The organism is Saonia sp. (genome assembly GCF_056326165.1).
The window spans coordinates 81,650-98,910 of record NZ_JBWFBN010000004.1 but is presented as its reverse complement, the minus strand read 5'-3'; the positions used below and the strand labels follow the sequence as shown (position 1 = coordinate 98,910).

General features: G+C 34.9%; 16 protein-coding genes. 15 read left to right on the top strand and 1 reads right to left on the bottom strand.

Annotation, left to right across the window (positions count from 1 at the left end; genetic code table 11):
- From AC000W_RS05560 to AC000W_RS05490, 15 genes are all read left to right on the top strand, one after another.
- Complete coding sequence (locus AC000W_RS05560; RefSeq protein ID WP_474746716.1) at positions 1-1,170, top strand: trans-sulfuration enzyme family protein; 1,170 nt, start codon at positions 1-3, stop codon at positions 1,168-1,170.
- Positions 1,171-1,238: 68 nt separating this feature from the next.
- Positions 1,239-1,724: a MarR family winged helix-turn-helix transcriptional regulator gene (locus AC000W_RS05555; RefSeq protein ID WP_474746715.1), complete on the top strand. Its 486-nt coding sequence runs from the start codon at positions 1,239-1,241 to the stop codon at positions 1,722-1,724.
- Between the two features lie 2 nt (positions 1,725-1,726).
- Complete coding sequence (locus AC000W_RS05550; RefSeq protein WP_474746713.1) at positions 1,727-2,197, top strand: GNAT family N-acetyltransferase; 471 nt, start codon at positions 1,727-1,729, stop codon at positions 2,195-2,197.
- Between the two features lie 57 nt (positions 2,198-2,254).
- Entirely contained in the window at positions 2,255-2,665 is a 411-nt protein-coding gene (locus AC000W_RS05545) for an RrF2 family transcriptional regulator (RefSeq protein WP_474746711.1), read from the top strand.
- A 161-nt stretch (positions 2,666-2,826) separates the two neighbouring features.
- Complete coding sequence (locus AC000W_RS05540; protein ID WP_474746710.1) at positions 2,827-3,534, top strand: phosphoadenosine phosphosulfate reductase domain-containing protein; 708 nt, start codon at positions 2,827-2,829, stop codon at positions 3,532-3,534.
- Between the two features lie 2 nt (positions 3,535-3,536).
- Positions 3,537-5,630: a nitrite reductase gene (locus tag AC000W_RS05535; RefSeq protein ID WP_474746709.1), complete on the top strand. Its 2,094-nt coding sequence runs from the start codon at positions 3,537-3,539 to the stop codon at positions 5,628-5,630.
- 1 nt (position 5,631) lies between these two features.
- The gene (gene cobA / locus AC000W_RS05530) at positions 5,632-6,414 is read left to right on the top strand and encodes a uroporphyrinogen-III C-methyltransferase (protein ID WP_474746707.1); all 783 of its coding nucleotides are present in this window, start codon (positions 5,632-5,634) and stop codon (positions 6,412-6,414) included.
- A 38-nt stretch (positions 6,415-6,452) separates the two neighbouring features.
- A complete protein-coding gene (locus AC000W_RS05525; RefSeq protein WP_474746706.1) occupies positions 6,453-7,514 on the top strand; it encodes an NAD(P)/FAD-dependent oxidoreductase in 1,062 nt (353 codons plus the stop codon).
- Between the two features lie 164 nt (positions 7,515-7,678).
- Complete coding sequence (locus tag AC000W_RS05520; RefSeq protein WP_474746704.1) at positions 7,679-8,680, top strand: homocysteine S-methyltransferase family protein; 1,002 nt, start codon at positions 7,679-7,681, stop codon at positions 8,678-8,680.
- Positions 8,681-8,694: 14 nt separating this feature from the next.
- Entirely contained in the window at positions 8,695-11,394 is a 2,700-nt protein-coding gene (gene metH, locus AC000W_RS05515) for a methionine synthase (protein WP_474746703.1), read from the top strand.
- Positions 11,395-11,483: 89 nt separating this feature from the next.
- A complete protein-coding gene (metF, locus tag AC000W_RS05510; RefSeq protein WP_474746701.1) occupies positions 11,484-12,437 on the top strand; it encodes a methylenetetrahydrofolate reductase [NAD(P)H] in 954 nt (317 codons plus the stop codon).
- A 66-nt stretch (positions 12,438-12,503) separates the two neighbouring features.
- Positions 12,504-13,604, top strand: a complete 1,101-nt coding sequence (locus AC000W_RS05505) for an acyloxyacyl hydrolase (protein ID WP_474746699.1) — start codon at positions 12,504-12,506, stop codon at positions 13,602-13,604.
- Positions 13,555-14,445 carry a head GIN domain-containing protein gene (locus AC000W_RS05500; protein ID WP_474746698.1) on the top strand — a complete coding sequence of 297 codons (891 nt, stop codon included), beginning with the start codon at positions 13,555-13,557 and terminating at the stop codon, positions 14,443-14,445. Before AC000W_RS05505 ends, AC000W_RS05500 begins: the two co-directional genes overlap by 50 nt.
- Positions 14,445-15,524 (top strand): serine hydrolase domain-containing protein, encoded by a 1,080-nt coding sequence (locus AC000W_RS05495; RefSeq protein WP_474746696.1) that lies wholly within the window; start codon positions 14,445-14,447, stop codon positions 15,522-15,524. Before AC000W_RS05500 ends, AC000W_RS05495 begins: the two co-directional genes overlap by 1 nt.
- 44 nt (positions 15,525-15,568) lie before the next feature.
- Positions 15,569-16,228, top strand: a complete 660-nt coding sequence (locus AC000W_RS05490) for a hypothetical protein (protein WP_474746695.1) — start codon at positions 15,569-15,571, stop codon at positions 16,226-16,228.
- A 4-nt stretch (positions 16,229-16,232) separates the two neighbouring features.
- Here AC000W_RS05490 and gldA read toward each other — a convergent pair whose 3' ends face one another.
- On the bottom strand, positions 16,233-17,126 hold the full coding sequence (gene gldA / locus AC000W_RS05485; RefSeq protein WP_474746693.1) for a gliding motility-associated ABC transporter ATP-binding subunit GldA: 894 nt from the start codon (positions 17,124-17,126) through the stop codon (positions 16,233-16,235).
- Between the last annotated feature and the right edge of the window lie 135 nt (positions 17,127-17,261).

The following is a 17,261-nucleotide window of genomic DNA, read 5'->3' as shown; positions in this document are numbered from 1 at the left end:
ATGAAAAAGAAGTATCAATTTGAAACGGAGGCGGTGAAAACGCAAATAGAGCGCACCCAATTTTTGGAGCACTCAAGTCCATTATATTTAACATCAAGTTTTGTATTTGAAGATGCCGAAGATATGCGAGCTTCTTTTGCAGAGGAGAAAGAACGGAATATATACTCTAGATATTCCAATCCAAATTCATCAGAATTTATAGAGAAGGTTTGCAAAATGGAAGGTGCAGAAGATGGTTTTGCCTTTGCATCTGGTATGGCAGCTGTTTATTCTACATTGGCTGCTCTGTTGGAGAGTGGCGATCATATAGTTTCATCACGTAGCATTTTTGGCTCTACCCATTCGTTGTTTACCCAGTTTTTTCCCAAATGGAATATATCAACAACTTATTTTAAGATTGATGAGCTGGACAAAATTGAAAACTTAATCACTCCCAAAACCAAAATCATATATGCAGAATCCCCTACCAACCCTGGAGTAGATGTATTGGATTTGAAGGAGTTGGGAAAGATTGCAAAAAAATACAATCTCATTTTTATTATTGATAACTGTTTTGCCACTCCTTATTTACAACAGCCCATTAAGTTTGGAGCTGACTTGGTGATACATTCTGGCACCAAGTTAATGGATGGCCAGGGAAGGGTATTGGCCGGTATTACAGTTGGCAGCAAGGAATTAATGGATAAAGTTTATCGATTTTCTAGGATTACAGGACCAGCACTTTCCCCCTTTAGTGCATGGGTTTTATCTAAAAGTTTGGAAACGTTAGGTTTAAGAGTGGATAGACATTGTGAAAATGCATTGAAGCTAGCCGAATATTTAGAAACTCACCCTAAGATTAATTGGGTGAAGTACCCTTTCTTAAAATCTCATCCTATGTATGCTGTCGCTAAAAAACAAATGAAAGCAGGTGGTAGTGTTATTGCTTTTGAAGTTAAAGGAGGAATTGAAGGGGGTAAAAAGTTCTTTGATTCCATTAAGCTTTTATCACTTTCTGCTAATTTGGGTGATTCCAGAAGTATAGTTACCCATCCTGCATCTACTACGCATAGTAAATTGACCAAAGAGGAAAGAAAAGAAGTTGGTATCACCGATGGCTCGGTTAGGGTATCCGTGGGGTTAGAGCACATAGATGACATTATTGCTGATATAGAACAAGCACTGGAATAGGCAATGGATGGTATTTTGTATTATATAGATAATAATGTATATTTACATAAGTAATTATATAAATACTTATGGAAGATAAATTTTTAAGCTTATTAGAATTAGGAATAGGATCAAGATTAAAAAGACTAAGTGGTTATATAGCAAGGGAAACACAAATAGTATATGATGAAATGAAAGTTGATTTTGACCCCTATCTTTTTCCAATTTTTAAAGCTGTAATTGATAATAAGGAAACGACAATAACAGACATTCAAGAGGCATTAAGATATACTCAGCCAGCTATAACTCAATCGATAGGGAAACTATCAAAATTGGGCTATGTTTCATCTAAGATTGATAAGAATGATGGCAGAAAAAAACTATTATATATTACTGACAAAGGAGAAGAAGTTCATCAGAAATTAATTCCTATTTGGAAAGTTGTAAATAAAGAGGCAAAAGCACTTACCCAGATAAGTGCCAATAGTCTGGTTGATATGCTTTATATAATCGAATTAAAACTGGAAGAAAAATCATTAAGTAAAAGAATACTTTCAAATTTAAAAAACCATTAAAAATGCTGAAAGTTCAGATTGTGCCTTTTGAGGATAGATATGCCGTTAATTTTGCGGAATTAAATTTGGAGTGGATAGAAAAATATTTTGAAGTAGAGCCTCAGGATAGAATACTTTTATTAAACTGTAAAGAGTCTATTATTAACCAAGGTGGGTATATCTTTTTTGCGAAGATTAAAGAGGAAATTGTGGGTACTTTTGCTTTGATAAAAGTGAAAGAAGGTGTTTATGAAATGGGAAAAATGGGTGTTTCACCAAAATATAGAGGACGTAAAATAGGGCAGGAATTGCTTAAATTCTGTATTCAATTTTCTAAACAGCAGCCTTGGGATAAATTAGTATTATATTCCAATGTAATTTTGGAAAATGCCCTACATATTTATACAAAACATGGATTTGTCCAAGTACCCTTGGACGAGCATACTGAATATAAGAGAAGCAATGTTAAGATGGAACTGGCTTTGCGTTTCTAAGAAAAGTATGCCTTATCCACTATATTGGGATTTAAGAGAAATACCTATATTAGCCCTATGCTCTCCAAAAAGACTAAATATGGAATTAAGGCATTGACTTTCTTAGCAAGCCAAGAAGAAAATCAACCTATCCAAATTGCTGAAATTGCAAAGCATGAGAATATTTCCCAAAAATTCTTAGAAAGCATCTTGCTTTCCATGCGACGTACAGGATTTTTAAGCTCTAAAAAAGGAAAGGGTGGAGGTTATTATCTTATTAAAAAGCCTTCTGAAATTCAAATGACCGAAGTTATAAGGGTATTGGAAGGGCCAATTGCCATGGTGCCATGTGTAAGTTTAAATTTCTATGAGAAATGCGATGATTGCCCTGATGAAAATAAATGCTCGGTGCATAAACTTATGATAGCAGTTAGAGACAGCGCATTAACAGTCTACCGTAATACCACATTAGAAGATTTAATTTCTTAATTTTTCGTTTCCATATTCTCAAAAAACAGCTTGTTTTACAATTAATCTACTAAAACTATGGGATTAAGGTAATATTCTGATAGTTTTAACGTCTATATGTAAATATAAAATGTATTTTTGTTTACTCTATAAAATCCATAGGTTAAATAATATTTTTTCTAATGCAGAACAAACATACAAACAAAAATAAAGAAGGTTATAACTATCAAATTCAAGATGATTTTATTCTAAATGACGAAATAAGCAATGTCAAAAATATTGATTTGAAATACTGGAACGAACAATTACGCAATAAAACACCAGATGAAATTATAGATTGGGCACTTCAATTATCTGAAAGTAGAATTGTAACCACTAGTTTTGGGAAATATTCTGCGGTATTACTAAGTACTTTTTATAAAAAAGATAAAGATATTAATGTAGTCTGGGCTGATTCAGGATTTAATTTGATAGAAACCTATGCGCATGCCAAAGTACTTATTGATCGTTTTGATTTAAACCTGAACATATACGTACCAAAAGAGTCAAGGGCTTTTACGGAGTTTAGATTAGGTATGCCTAGCGTAAGTGACCCGAATCATGCTGAGTTTTCAGAAGTTGTAAAGCTTGAGCCTTTTAGAAGAGCGCTAAATGAACAAAACCCAGATATTTGGTTCACCAATATCAGAGTTAGAAAAACAGAATACCGAAATTCACTTGATATTTTGAGTTATAGTAAAGATGGTATTTTAAAGGTTAGCCCTTTTTATTACTGGACTGATACAGAATTGGACGACCTGTTGATAGAGAACAATCTGCCTAAAAACAGTACTTATTTTGACCCTATAAAAGCTTTAGAGAATAGGGAATGTGGAATCCATTTACAATAATCATGCAAAGTTTTAGAACAGAAATAGAAAATCCTATTGTCCAAAAGGACATTATAGACCTGGAGGCTAAAATCCGCCAGTTTCATGATGGAAAATTGGATGAAGAAAAATTTAGAAGCTTGCGTTTGGCAAGAGGAGTGTACGGTCAGCGTCAGGAAGGTGTGCAGATGATACGTATTAAACTGCCATACGGGAAAGTAAAATCAAATCAACTGCACCGTATTTGTGATGTTTCTGATGAGTATTCTAGAGGAAGGTTGCACATAACAACACGTCAGGATATTCAAATTCATTATGTGGATTTAAATAGAACTCCAGAGCTTTGGGCGGAATTGGAAAAAGATGATGTTACATTGCGCGAAGCTTGTGGAAATACAGTACGTAATGTAACGGCAAGTGAAACTGCTGGTATTGATGTTGATGAACCTTTTGACGTTTCTCCTTATGCTCAAGCTTTGTTCGAGTATTTTTTACGAAATCCTATCAGCCAGGAAATGGGAAGGAAATTTAAGGTTTCTTTCTCTTCTAGTGATGCAGATACTGGGCTTTCTTACATGCACGATTTAGGTTTTATTGCTAAAATCCAAGATGGTGTAAGAGGCTTTAAAGTGATGTTGGCTGGTGGCTTGGGCTCACAACCTCGTCATGCCGATGAATTGTTTAGCTTTTTACCAACTGATAAAATCATCCCATTAATGGATGGTGTTGTTCGTGTTTTTGATAGATATGGGGAGCGCAAGAGTAGAGCAAAAGCAAGAATGAAATTCTTGTTGAAAGATGTTGGTTTAGATGGATTTAAAGAATTATTGGAGGCTGAACAAAAAGCGGTTCCAATAAAAACATACACTATTGATGCAGAAAGTTACCCACAAGTTGAGGTGGCTAACGTAGATGTGCCTTCAGTAGAAATAAAAAACAAGGAAACTTTTGAACAATGGAAAACTACCAATCTTGTTTCTCAAAAACAAGAAGGATATGTTGCTATAGGTATTAAAGTGTTATTGGGTGATTTCTATACACCTCAAGCTAGAGAATTAGCAGACTTGGTACAGAAATATGCTGCAGGGGAAATTCGTCTTTCTTTAAGGCAGAATATATTGATTCCATATGTGAAAGAAGAGCTTGTTCCTTTTTTCTATACCGAATTGGAGAAATTAGGTTTTGTAGAAGCTGGATATAACAAAGCATTGGATATTACAGCCTGCCCTGGAACAGACACTTGTAATTTGGGGATTTCTAGTAGTACAGGTATAGCGGATGAATTGGAAAAAGTGATAAAAGCAGAATATCCACAGTACATTAACAATCCAGATGTGGTTATAAAAATAAGTGGGTGTATGAATGCCTGCGGACAGCATAATATGGCCAACATTGGTTTTCAAGGAATGTCTGTTCGTACCAAGGATAAATTGGTTGCGCCCGCACTACAAGTATTGTTGGGCGGAGGAAATCTAGGAAATGGACATGGACGCTTTGCAGATAAAGTGGTTAAAATTCCAAGTAAAAGAGGACCACAGGCGTTACGATTAATATTGGATGATTTTGAAGCTAATGGTAACGGAGCATCTTTTGTAGACTATTATGCAGAAAAGGGAGAACATTATTTTTATAATTTTCTCAAAACCTTGACAGATGTGGATAACTTGACTTCCGAAGATTTTATTGATTGGGGTACAAGTGAAAAATACAAGAAGGAAATAGGTATTGGAGAGTGTGCAGGTGTTGTTATCGATTTAATTGCTACATTATTTTTTGAAAGTCAGGAAAAAATTGAAAATGCAGAACAAGCAATAAAGGAACAAAAATGGGCAGCCAGTATATATTATTCGTATACTTCCATGGTAAATTCTGCGAAAGCCTTATTAACTGCTGAAAATATAAAAACCAACACGCATGCAGGAATCATTAAAGACTTTGATTCTACCTTTGTTGCTTCGGAAAAGATTGATTTTAGTACTACTTTTACATCATTAGTGCTTCAATTAAATAAAAATGAGCCTACCGAAGCTTTTGCAAAATCCTACTTGGAAGATGCAAAACAAGTGCTCGCAAAATTGGAGTCATATAGACAATTGGAGTTAGTAGCCGACAAATAATTTGGAAAATAGTAAAGAGATATATAATAAAGGAAAACTGACAGTTGTTGGGGCTGGCCCTGGTGATGTGGAATTGATTACTTTAAAAGGTGTCAAAGCATTGCAAGATGCCGATGTGGTTTTGTATGATGCTTTGGTAAATCCAGAGCTATTGGATTTTGCCTCAAAAGCTGAAAAGATATTTGTGGGCAAGCGAAAAGGGTGTTATACGTACCAACAAGAACAAATCAATGAATTGATTGTTGCTAGGGCTAAAACTCATGGTAATGTGGTTAGATTAAAAGGAGGCGACCCTTTTGTTTTTGGTCGTGGCGCAGAAGAAATGGCTTATGCTGCTGATAATGGCCTTGAGGTTGCAATGGTGCCAGGAGTTTCATCATCGGTTGCAGTGCCCGCTTCTCAAAATATTCCTGTCACAAAAAGAGGAGCTTCAGAAAGTTTTTGGGTAATTACTGGTACGACTAAAGAACATAAATTATCAAAAGATGTAGCATTGGCTGCAAAATCAAGTGCCACGGTTATTATTTTAATGGGAATGTCCAAGTTGCCTCAAATTGTTGAATTGTTTGTAGCAGAAGGAAAAGCAGAAACTCCGATAGCAATTATTCAAAGCGGTACAACCAATGAAGAAAAAATAGGTATTGGTAACATTAGTTCCATATTAAATGTAGTAGAATCCCGAAATTTGTCTAATCCGGCAATTATTGTAATTGGAGAAGTTGTAAAGCATAGGGAGCAAATAGTAAAAATACAAGAAGAGTTTTTAGTAAAAGAAAATAAATAGAAAGTGAGAATCTAATTTAGATTCAAATAGAAGAAGAAATGATTAAAACAGATATACTTATTATAGGTGCGGGTCCAACAGGGTTGTTTACTGTGTTTGAAGCAGGTTTGTTAAAATTAAAGTGTCATTTAATTGATGCGTTGCCCCAAACAGGTGGACAATGTTCAGAAATATATCCTAAGAAACCAATTTATGATATTCCAGCATATCCAGAGATATTAGCAGGTGGTTTGGTAGATAAATTAATGGAGCAAATTAAACCTTTTGAAGCAGGTTATACATTAGGTGAACGAGCTGAAACATTAGATAAGCAAGAAGATGGATCGTTTATTGTGACTACAAATAAAGGAACAAAGCATCATGCTCCAGTGGTTGTTATTGCAGGTGGATTGGGTTCTTTTGAGCCTAGGAAGCCGCAAATTTCAAATATTGTTGATTTTGAGGATAAAGGAGTTGCCTATATTATTAAGGACCCAGAAGTGTACCGTGATAAAAAAGTAGTGATTGCTGGTGGCGGAGATTCTGCTTTGGATTGGGCTATATTTTTAGCAGATGTTGCTTCCGAAGTTTCTTTGGTTCATCGTAGAAACGAATTTAGAGGTGCTTTAGATTCTGTTGAGAAAGCTGCTGAACTTGCCAAGATTGGTAAAATTAAGTTATATACTAAAGCAGAAGTAAAAGAACTTCACGGAACAGATAAGTTAAATTCTGTTTTAATTAAAAGTACAGAAACAGAAATTGATGATGTGCTTTTAGAAGTTGATAATTTTATCCCTTTATTTGGTCTTTCTCCAAAATTAGGACCAATTGGTGATTGGGGATTAGAGATAGAAAAAAATGCTATTAAAGTAAACAATGCCAAAGATTATCAAACAAATATTCCAGGAGTGTTTGCAATTGGTGATGTAAACACATACCCAGGAAAGTTAAAGCTGATTCTTTCAGGTTTCCATGAGGCGGCTGTCATGTGCCAGTTTGCGTATCAAATCATCAACCCTAATAAGAAGTTCGTTATGAAATATACAACTGTAGGGGGCGTGGAAGGATTTGATGGTTCTAAAAAAGAAGCGAAAAAAGAAGTGGTGCAAAGTATAGCTTAAATAAAATGTTCAAAAAGTTAAAAGCCTTTCACCATTGGTTGAAAGGCTTTTTTAGTGTAAATAAGTTACGGAACACACATTTCTTGCAAATGGTTAGGGAGTGCTGTTACTTTGCAAATTGTATTACAAATATATAAACATGGGTTTGTTTTGAAAAAACAACAATGGCAGATATAAAAGAAGAATTAAAAAAACGAATTTTGGTGTTGGATGGTGCAATGGGCACTATGCTACAGCGTTACAAATTTACTGAAGAAGATTTTCGTGGTAACCGATTTAAAGATTGGGAACACCCTCTTCAAGGGAATAATGATTTATTATCATTAACCCAGCCAGAAGCTATTGCTGATGTACATAGAGCCTATTTTGATGCAGGTGCAGATATTGTTGAAACCAATACATTTTCGGGAACAACAATCGCCATGGCTGATTACCATATGGAGGACTTGGTCTATGACTTAAATTTTGAATCTGCTAGAATTGCCAAAATGGTTGCTAATGAATATACTCTGAAGAACCCAGAGAAACCTCGTTTTGTAGCTGGTAGTATTGGTCCAACAAATAAAACAGCTAGCATGTCTCCAGATGTAAATGACCCAGGATATAGAGCAGTTTCGTTTGAAGAATTACGAGTTTCATACAAGCAGCAAGTTGAAGCGCTTTTGGATGGTGGTTCTGACATTTTATTGGTAGAAACTATTTTTGATACCCTAAATGCTAAAGCAGCATTGTTTGCTATTGATGAGGTTAGGGAGGAAAGAAATATTGATATTCCAATCATGGTAAGTGGTACCATTACTGATGCATCGGGGAGAACCTTGTCAGGGCAGACAGCGGAAGCTTTTTTAATATCAATTTCTCATATTCCAATTTTATCGGTGGGGTTCAATTGTGCCTTGGGTGCAAAACAATTATTACCGCATTTAGAGGTAGTTTCTGCTAAAACTGATTTTTCTGTATCGGCGCACCCAAATGCAGGATTACCCAACGCTTTCGGAGAATATGATGAAACTCCGGAACAAATGGCTGAGCAGATTAAAGAATTTGTAGATAAAGGCTTAGTAAATATAGTTGGCGGTTGCTGTGGAACAACACCTGAACATATTAAAGCTATAGCAGATTTAGTAAAAAATTACAAACCTAGAAAACATGCTGTTCTTGCATAGGCAGGAATCCATTTATGGGTAACAAAGAAGTAAAATACTTAAAATTGAGTGGCCTTGAACCTCTAATCATTACTCCTGAAAGCAATTTCATAAATGTTGGAGAACGCACAAATGTGGCAGGGTCTAAAAAGTTTCTTCGTCTTATAAAAGAAGAAAAGTTTGATGAGGCCTTAGGTGTCGCAAGAGATCAAGTTGATAATGGGGCTCAGATTATAGACATTAATATGGATGACGGACTTATAGATGGTAAAGAAGCCATGGTTAAGTTCCTAAATCTTATTGTTTCGGAACCAGATATCTCTAGAGTTCCTATCATGATAGATAGCTCTAAGTGGGATATTATTGAAGCTGGATTGCAAGTTGTTCAAGGTAAATGTGTCGTAAATTCTATTAGTCTGAAAGAGGGGGAAGAAGAATTCATTCATCATGCTAAATTGATAAAAAGATACGGTGCCGCTGTCATTGTAATGGCTTTTGATGAGGTTGGTCAAGCAGATAATTATGAACGCCGTATCGAAATTGCAGAACGTTCATACAAAATACTGGTCGATACTGTCGACTTTCCTCCAGAGGATATCATTTTCGATTTAAATATTTTTCCTGTTGCAACAGGAATGGATGAGCATAAATTAAATGCGATTGATTTTATTGAAGCTACAAAATGGGTAAAAGAAAATCTTTCTCACTGCAGTGTTAGTGGCGGAGTTAGTAATGTTTCTTTTTCCTTTAGAGGTAACAACCCTGTAAGAGAAGCCATGCACTCCGTGTTTTTATACCATGCAATAAAAGCAGGTATGAATATGGGTATTGTAAACCCAAGTATGCTAGAAATTTATGATGATATTCCAAAAGATTTATTGGAGCGTGTTGAAGATGTAATTCTGAACCGCAGAGATGATGCAACAGAACGTTTACTAGATTTTGCTGAAACTGTAGTGGGAACTACTAAAGAAAGTAAGATTGATTTGTCATGGAGAGAAGAACCTTTGCAAGATAGAATTACACGTGCTTTGGTAAAGGGAATTGATCAATATGTTGTAGAAGATGTTGAGGAAGCTAGGCAAAGTGTGGATAAGCCTATTAAAGTTATAGAAGGTCATTTAATGACCGGAATGAACGTGGTAGGGGATTTATTCGGAAGTGGAAAGATGTTTTTACCTCAGGTAGTGAAATCAGCACGAGTAATGAAAAAAGCAGTAGCATATTTACTTCCTTATATTGAAGAGGAAAAATTAAAAAACCCAGATGCTGTTGCTGGTGGAAATGCAGGTAAAATATTAATGGCAACAGTTAAGGGCGATGTACATGATATAGGTAAAAATATTGTGGGTGTGGTCTTGGCCTGCAACAACTATGAAATTGTGGATTTGGGTGTAATGGTGCCGCCAGAGAAAATCATACAAACAGCTATTGATGAAAAAGTGGATGCCATTGGTTTAAGCGGGTTAATAACACCTTCACTGGATGAAATGGTTTTTCTGGCCAAGGAAATGGAAAGACAGAATTTTTCGGTTCCATTATTAATTGGTGGAGCAACAACTAGTAAGGCGCACACTGCAGTAAAAATAGACCCTCAGTATCATAATACTGTGGTGCATGTAAACGATGCCTCAAGAGCTGTGACAGTTGTAGGAGATTTGCTTCAAGAAGAAACATCAACAATATATAAGATATCTATTAAAGAAGATTACGAAGATTTTAGACAAAAATTCTTAAATAGAGGTAAGCAAAAGGAATATTTAACGCTTGAAGAAGCGCGTAAGAACAAGTTTCAAATAGATTGGAGTACATCGGGAGTTATAAAACCAAATGAACTTGGTATTCAGGTTATTGAAGATTTCGATTTAAATAAGCTAGTCGATTTTATTGATTGGATGCCCTTTTTTAGAACATGGGAATTACATGGAAAATATCCTGCAATTCTTACTGATGAAGTAGTTGGCGAACAGGCAACCGAATTGTTTGCAGATGCCCAAGCAATGTTGAGGCAGATACTAGATAAAAAACAACTGAAGGCAAAAGCAGTTTTTGGGCTATTCCTTGCAAACTCGATCAATGATGATGATATTGAGGTTGTTATGGATAGTGATGAAAATTCTAAAACCATTTTTAGAACTTTAAGACAGCAACTTAAAAAACGAGCTGGTGTACCCAACTTTGCAATTTCAGATTTTGTAGCTCCAGTAGAATCGGGAATACAAGATTATGTGGGAGCGTTTTGCGTATCTGCAGGATTTGGAACAGCTGAGTTAGCCGCAGAGTACGAAAAGAATTTAGATGATTATAATTCAATTATGATAAAAGCATTGGCAGATAGGTTGGCCGAAGCCTTTGCTGAATATTTACATAAAGAAGTGAGAACCAAATATTGGGGTTATGCTGCAAATGAAGACCTTTCCAATGAAGAGTTAATTAGAGAAACTTATAAGGGAATTAGACCAGCACCGGGGTACCCTGCTTGTCCAGATCATTTGGAAAAAATCACTATTTGGAATCTCTTGAAGGTTAAAGAAAATATTGGAGTGCAACTAACCGATAGTTTGGCCATGTGGCCTGCGGCAAGTGTTAGTGGTTATTATTTTGCCAATCCAGATGCTAAATATTTTGGATTGGGAAAAATAACGCAAGATCAAGTAATTGATTTTTCAGAACGAAAAGAAATATCTTTGGAGGAAGCAACAAAGTGGTTAAATCCGAACATAGCTGATAACTAAAAATTTTGTGATTCCTGTGAAAATAGGAACCCAAAAGGTTTAAATTGATGAGATTCCCGGTCTTTATGGGAAATGATAATAGATTTTATATGAAGGTTACAGAACATATTAAAAAAGCAAAAGGGGAAACCTTGTTTTCCTTTGAAATTGTACCACCAGTAAAAGGGAAAAATATCCAAAGTTTATATGATAACATAGACCCATTAATGGAGTTTAAACCTCCTTTTATTGATGTTACAACTTCTAGAGAGGAATACATATACATTGAAAAAGATGGGCTTTACGATAAAAAAGTAACGCGCCTTCGTCCAGGAACGGTGGGTATTTGCGCTTCACTTCAACATAAATATGGAGTAGATACCGTACCTCATGTGCTTTGTGGGGGGTTTACTAGGGAGGAAACGGAATACATGCTTGTCGATTGTCAATATCTGGGGATTGAAAATATTATGGCGCTTCGTGGAGATGCTATGAAGGGCGAAAAGTATTTCAACCCATGTGAAGGCGGTCATTCCTATGCTTCACAATTAGTGACCCAAATAAGGCAATTGAATGAAGGCAATTATTTGCATGACAATATTAAAATGGACCATTTGCCTGATTTCTGTATTGGTGTTGCGGGATACCCTGAAAAACATATGGAAGCCCCATCCTTAAAAACTGATTTAAAAAGGTTAAAGGAGAAAGTAGATGCTGGCGCAGATTATGTAGTTACTCAAATGTTTTTTGACAATCAAAAGTATTTTAAGTTCGTTGAAGAAGCTCGTGCAATAGGAATTACAATTCCTATTGTTCCTGGAATTAAACCTTTAGCTGTACAAAGGCATTTAAGTATTTTACCACAGGTTTTTTGGATAGATTTGCCAGAAGACTTGGTAGATGCTGTTGAAGCTTGCAAAGACAATAAAGAAGTTCGCAAAGTAGGGGTTGAATGGGCAATTCAACAATCCAAAGAATTAAAAGAAGCTGGTGTGCCCGTGTTGCACTACTATTCTATGGGGAAATCTGATAATGTACAAGCCATAGCAAGAGAGCTATTCTAAATTACGGGTTGCTGCTTTTTAATTAATTCTGCCAACCGCTGTTAAATTTCCCTAATTTTACATTCCATGAACTTAAAAGTTTTTCTGTGTGTTTTTTTTATGGGTGCTCATTGTTTTTCCCAAAACAATGAAAAAAATAACAAGGCCACTATTGATGTGAATCAATTTTATGGGTCAATTTTATTACATAACCCAGATATTTCTCACCTTATTACTAACCATCCTAGTGGAGTTATTGTTAGTTATAATAGAAAAACATTTGGTTCCCAGGAATGGGAGCAAGAATATAATTACCCAGATTTAGGATATTCATTTATCTATCAGAATATGAATAATTCTACTTTAGGGAATAATATAGGCTTGTATGCCCATTATAATTTCTATTTCTTCAAAAGAAATGTGCAGTTTAGGCTGGGTCAAGGTATTTCGTATAATACCAATCCGTATGATAAAGAAGCCAACTTTAGAAATAATGCGTATGGGTCTGATTTTTTGAGTTCAACCTATCTAATACTTAATTATCATAAAGAAAATGTTTTTAATGGCCTTGGATTTAAGGCTGGTTTTTCAGTAATCCATTATTCCAATGCCAATTTTAGAGCACCTAATACGTCAACAAATACTTTAGCACTGAATGTTGGATTAGTGTATGATTTGGATGGGGGAAAGGATTTAGCATATGAGGTTAATCCAGAAAAAGAGAAAGTAACTCAGCCGATTAAGTTTAACCTTGTTTTTAGAACAGGTCTTAATGAAAGTGACGTAATCAACTCTGGTCAATATGGTTTTTTCATTGCTTCAGGATATGTAGATAAGCGTTTAGGAAGAAAAAGTGCTATTCAGCTAGGGACTGATGTTTTCTTTTCTAAGTTTTTAAAGGAATTGATAAAATACCAATCCATAGCTTTCCCTGAACTGAATGTTTCTGAAAATGATGATTTTAGAAGAGTTGGAATTTTTGTTGGACACGAACTTTTTATCAATAAAATGAGTATGATAGCCCAGTTGGGATATTACGTGTATTATCCGTTTGATTTTGAAGGTCAAATGTACAATAGGATTGGGCTTAAGCGTTATTTTGGAGACAAGGTTTTTGGAGCCATCACTTTAAAATCTCATGGAGCAAAGGCAGAAGCTGTTGAATTTGGAATCGGAATTAGATTATAGTTTTAGGAAAAAAGAATTGATGTTAGAAAATAGAAACATAAAATTTCAAAATTTTACTTCGAGCCTGCCTGTTTGGCAAATAGACGGAGTTGAAAGGTCTGTATTATTTCTATTTTTTCTATTCTTATTTTCATGCAGCAGTGAAAATGCATCAGATTGTTTTCAAAGTTCTGGAGAAATAATAAGAGAAGAAGTTAGTGTCGCAGATTTTTCCACAATCACTGTATTTGAAAATGTTAGTTTAGTTATAAAACAGGGAACTGCTCAAAAGGTAGAAATTGAGACTGGGGAGTTTTTAAGAAATGATATTGCAGCAATAGTTGAAGGGGATAGATTAGTACTAAGAAATGAAAATAATTGTAATTATGTTCGGGACTATGGGTTAACTAAAGTATATGTTACCTCAGCGAATATTTCTGAAATAAGAAGTAGCACGGGACTCATAATTGAAAGTGATGGGGTTTTAACATACCCTAATATAAGATTGCTATCTGAGAGCTTTTCAAATCCTGAGACAGATACCACTGATGGTCATTTTAATCTGGAAGTGAATAATAATAGTATTACGATTGTATCAAACGGATTAGCTTATTTTCATTTAAAAGGACAGACTAGTAACGTTGTAATTAATCTTGCGGCAGGGGATTCTAGAGTAGATGCAAAAGAATTGATTACTCAAAATATTAACATAAACCACAGGGCTTCTAATGATATATTAATAAACCCTCAACAATCATTAGTAGGAGTTATTAGGGGCACTGGGGATGTTATAAGCTATAACCGCCCAATTGAGGTTGATATTGAGGAGCTCTATAGAGGAAAATTAATATTCAAAGATTAGTGAACCCCATACTTACATACCTAAAAGGTCTTTTTGCATCCAAACAGGTTTTAAAAGAAGATAACCAGTTAAGTAGTTTGGTAAGGGCAGATATGCTTCTGAAAGAGCTTATTGTCAAGTCAAAAATCCCAGGGTTAGCAATTACTGTAAAAAAAGAAGGTAATACCATTTTTCAAAAAGGATATGGCTATGAAAATATTGAGACTAAAAAACTAATTAATCCACAAAATAGTCTTTTTAGGATTGCGAGTGTTTCTAAGCCTATTGCTGCAACTGCTTTAGCCAAAATGGTAGAAGAAGGGTTAATAGATTTAGATGCATCATTGTATGATTACGTTCCATATTTTCCTAAAAAGAAATATGATTTTTCTATACGGCAATTGGCAAGTCATACCGCAGGCATTAGGGGATATAGAGGTAAGGAATATGCATTGAACGAACCTTATTCCATAAAAGAAAGCATTACTATTTTTGAAGACGATGATTTAATTTTTAAACCAGGAACTAACTATTTGTACAATAGTTTTGATTGGATTTTAGTTTCCTTGGCCATGCAGGAAGTTAGTGGGATTCCATTTGAAGAATATGTTAAGGAGAAAGTTTTAAAACCTTTGAGAATGGATAATACTTTTGCAAAAATTAAAGAAGAATATGCTGATTTAACTACTTTCTATACTAAAGGTACATTGTGTTTTAGAGAGTCTATACAGGTGAATAATTTTTATAAATTGGCAGGAGGAGGGTTTTTATCTACTACAGAAGATATTGCCAAACTTGGACAAGCTTATTTAGATAAAACCGTTGTAGACGAAGCTATTCTTTCCCAATTTTTAACTTCTGTAAAAATAAAAGAAGAACCTACCTATTATGGTTTAGGGTGGCAAGTTAGTTTTGATGAAAAAGGAAGACCTTTTTATGGACATGTTGGTAATGGAGTGGGAGGGTATTCCAATTTTTTTGTGTATCCTGAAGAACAAATGGTATTTTCTATATTGATTAATTGTACAGATCCAAAAGCACAACCTGAAATTGATGAAGCTATTGATATCTTAATTTCAAACCATAAAGAACTGGTTTAAAACAATAAAACGTATTTTTATAAGAGAAACCAATTCTCTTAAATATGTTTGTAGGTCATTACGCCGCTGCTTTTGCACTTAAAGGAAAGGAAAGAAATGCCTCATTGGGCATGCTCTTTTTAGCGACCCAATTTGTAGATATTTTGTTTTTTCCTTTTGCTGTTTTGGGGATAGAAAAAATGACATTTGTAGATGGCTTTACTGCGGTGAACGATTTTAAAATGGAATTTCCCTATACCCATGGATTGTTGGCCAGCATATTATGGGGAATACTTGTTTATGTGCTGTATTATTTTGTTTTTGCAAAAGAAAATACGAACAAAAAAAGTGTGGCCTTGGTTATGGCCTTGGCAGTACTTTCCCATTGGTTTGCAGATTTATTGGTACATACACCAGATTTGCCCTTAGTTTCTGGAGAGCCAAAAGTTGGTCTGGGTCTTTGGAACAATAAGCTGTTGACCTTTTTTGTGGAGGCCATTGTTTTGATTGCTGGTTTGTGGTACTATCTAAAGAAAACCAGGCCCGAATCTAACATAGGTAAGTACATTGCTATAGTGTTTGTAACTTTCTTATTGTTGGTCAATTATTTGAACTTTTTTGTTCTACCAGCAAATCATGATATAAATTCTTTGACTATTTCTGCTTTGGCAAGTTATTTTATACTTGCAGGAATTGCCTTTTTTGTAGATAAGAAAAGGAGTTGATGTTTTATGAGGTCAACTCCGTAAACAAACTCTCCAAATTTTTATTTTTTCTACTTAACTGTAGCGTTTTTAATTGATTGTCATGGGCAAAGTCAAACACAGTAGGGCGCATATCTTTACTAGTACTAAATGTAAGTTCATAAGTTAAACCTCCCGAATTTTTTACGGTGGTTATATTGGGCAATTGCTGTAACAATTGTTCTTCCACACGGTAATCAAACTCTACCTCAATAATCTGTTCATCTTCTGTTCTAAAATCATCAAGTTTTTTATCAGCCACCAAAACACCTTTATTTATAACTATAACCCGGTCGCAAACTGCTTCTACTTCTTTCATGATATGGGTAGAAAGAAGAATTGTTTTTTCTTTTCCTATGTCTTTTATTAGCTTTCTTATTTCTAATAATTGGTTAGGATCCAATCCTGTTGTAGGTTCATCTAAGATTAAAACTTCAGGATTGTGTAATAAGGCAGCTGCCAACCCAACGCGTTGGCGATACCCTTTGGAAAGCTGCCCTATTTTTTTATGTGCTTCTGGGGCTAACCCCGTTTGTTCTATAACTTCGGCTATTCTGTTTTTATCTGTTTTATATACATCGGCATTAAAACCAAGATATTCTTTAATGTACATATCCAGATATAAGGGATTGTGTTCTGGTAAATACCCTACGCTTTTCTGAACATTTTTTTGGTCTTTTGTAACGTCGTAAGTATTGACCTCTGCCTCTCCTTCATCAGCCAAACTATAGGTGGTTAATATCTTCATTAAGGTAGATTTCCCTGCCCCATTTGGGCCTAAAAATCCCACTATTTCACCTTTTTTAATCGAAAAAGAAACATTGTCCAATGCTTTTTGATTACCGAAATTTTTAGAAATATTCTTTACTGTAATGGACATTAATACAAATTTGTTTCAAAAATAGGGAATAACATATCAAAATTATCATAAAAGAAGCTAGTGAAAATTGCATCACTCAAAAAAAAGAAGCTAAAACTTGATTTTTAAATTTAATTGTTATCTTAGCCAAAGTTT

Bases quoted from the DNA above. Each gene is read 5' to 3' on its own strand.
- AC000W_RS05560 (WP_474746716.1), top strand. From the start codon at position 1: ATGAAAAAGAAGTATCAATTTGAAACGGAGGCGGTGAAAACGCAAATA.
- AC000W_RS05555 (WP_474746715.1), top strand. From the start codon at position 1,239: ATGGAAGATAAATTTTTAAGCTTATTAGAATTAGGAATAGGATCAAGA.
- AC000W_RS05550 (WP_474746713.1), top strand. From the start codon at position 1,727: ATGCTGAAAGTTCAGATTGTGCCTTTTGAGGATAGATATGCCGTTAAT.
- AC000W_RS05545 (WP_474746711.1), top strand. From the start codon at position 2,255: ATGCTCTCCAAAAAGACTAAATATGGAATTAAGGCATTGACTTTCTTA.
- AC000W_RS05540 (WP_474746710.1), top strand. From the start codon at position 2,827: ATGCAGAACAAACATACAAACAAAAATAAAGAAGGTTATAACTATCAA.
- AC000W_RS05535 (WP_474746709.1), top strand. From the start codon at position 3,537: ATGCAAAGTTTTAGAACAGAAATAGAAAATCCTATTGTCCAAAAGGAC.
- AC000W_RS05525 (WP_474746706.1), top strand. From the start codon at position 6,453: ATGATTAAAACAGATATACTTATTATAGGTGCGGGTCCAACAGGGTTG.
- AC000W_RS05520 (WP_474746704.1), top strand. From the start codon at position 7,679: ATGGCAGATATAAAAGAAGAATTAAAAAAACGAATTTTGGTGTTGGAT.
- metH (WP_474746703.1), top strand. From the start codon at position 8,695: ATGGGTAACAAAGAAGTAAAATACTTAAAATTGAGTGGCCTTGAACCT.
- metF (WP_474746701.1), top strand. From the start codon at position 11,484: ATGAAGGTTACAGAACATATTAAAAAAGCAAAAGGGGAAACCTTGTTT.
- AC000W_RS05505 (WP_474746699.1), top strand. From the start codon at position 12,504: ATGAACTTAAAAGTTTTTCTGTGTGTTTTTTTTATGGGTGCTCATTGT.
- AC000W_RS05500 (WP_474746698.1), top strand. From the start codon at position 13,555: ATGGAGCAAAGGCAGAAGCTGTTGAATTTGGAATCGGAATTAGATTAT.
- AC000W_RS05490 (WP_474746695.1), top strand. From the start codon at position 15,569: ATGTTTGTAGGTCATTACGCCGCTGCTTTTGCACTTAAAGGAAAGGAA.
- gldA (WP_474746693.1), bottom strand. From the start codon at position 17,126: ATGTCCATTACAGTAAAGAATATTTCTAAAAATTTCGGTAATCAAAAA.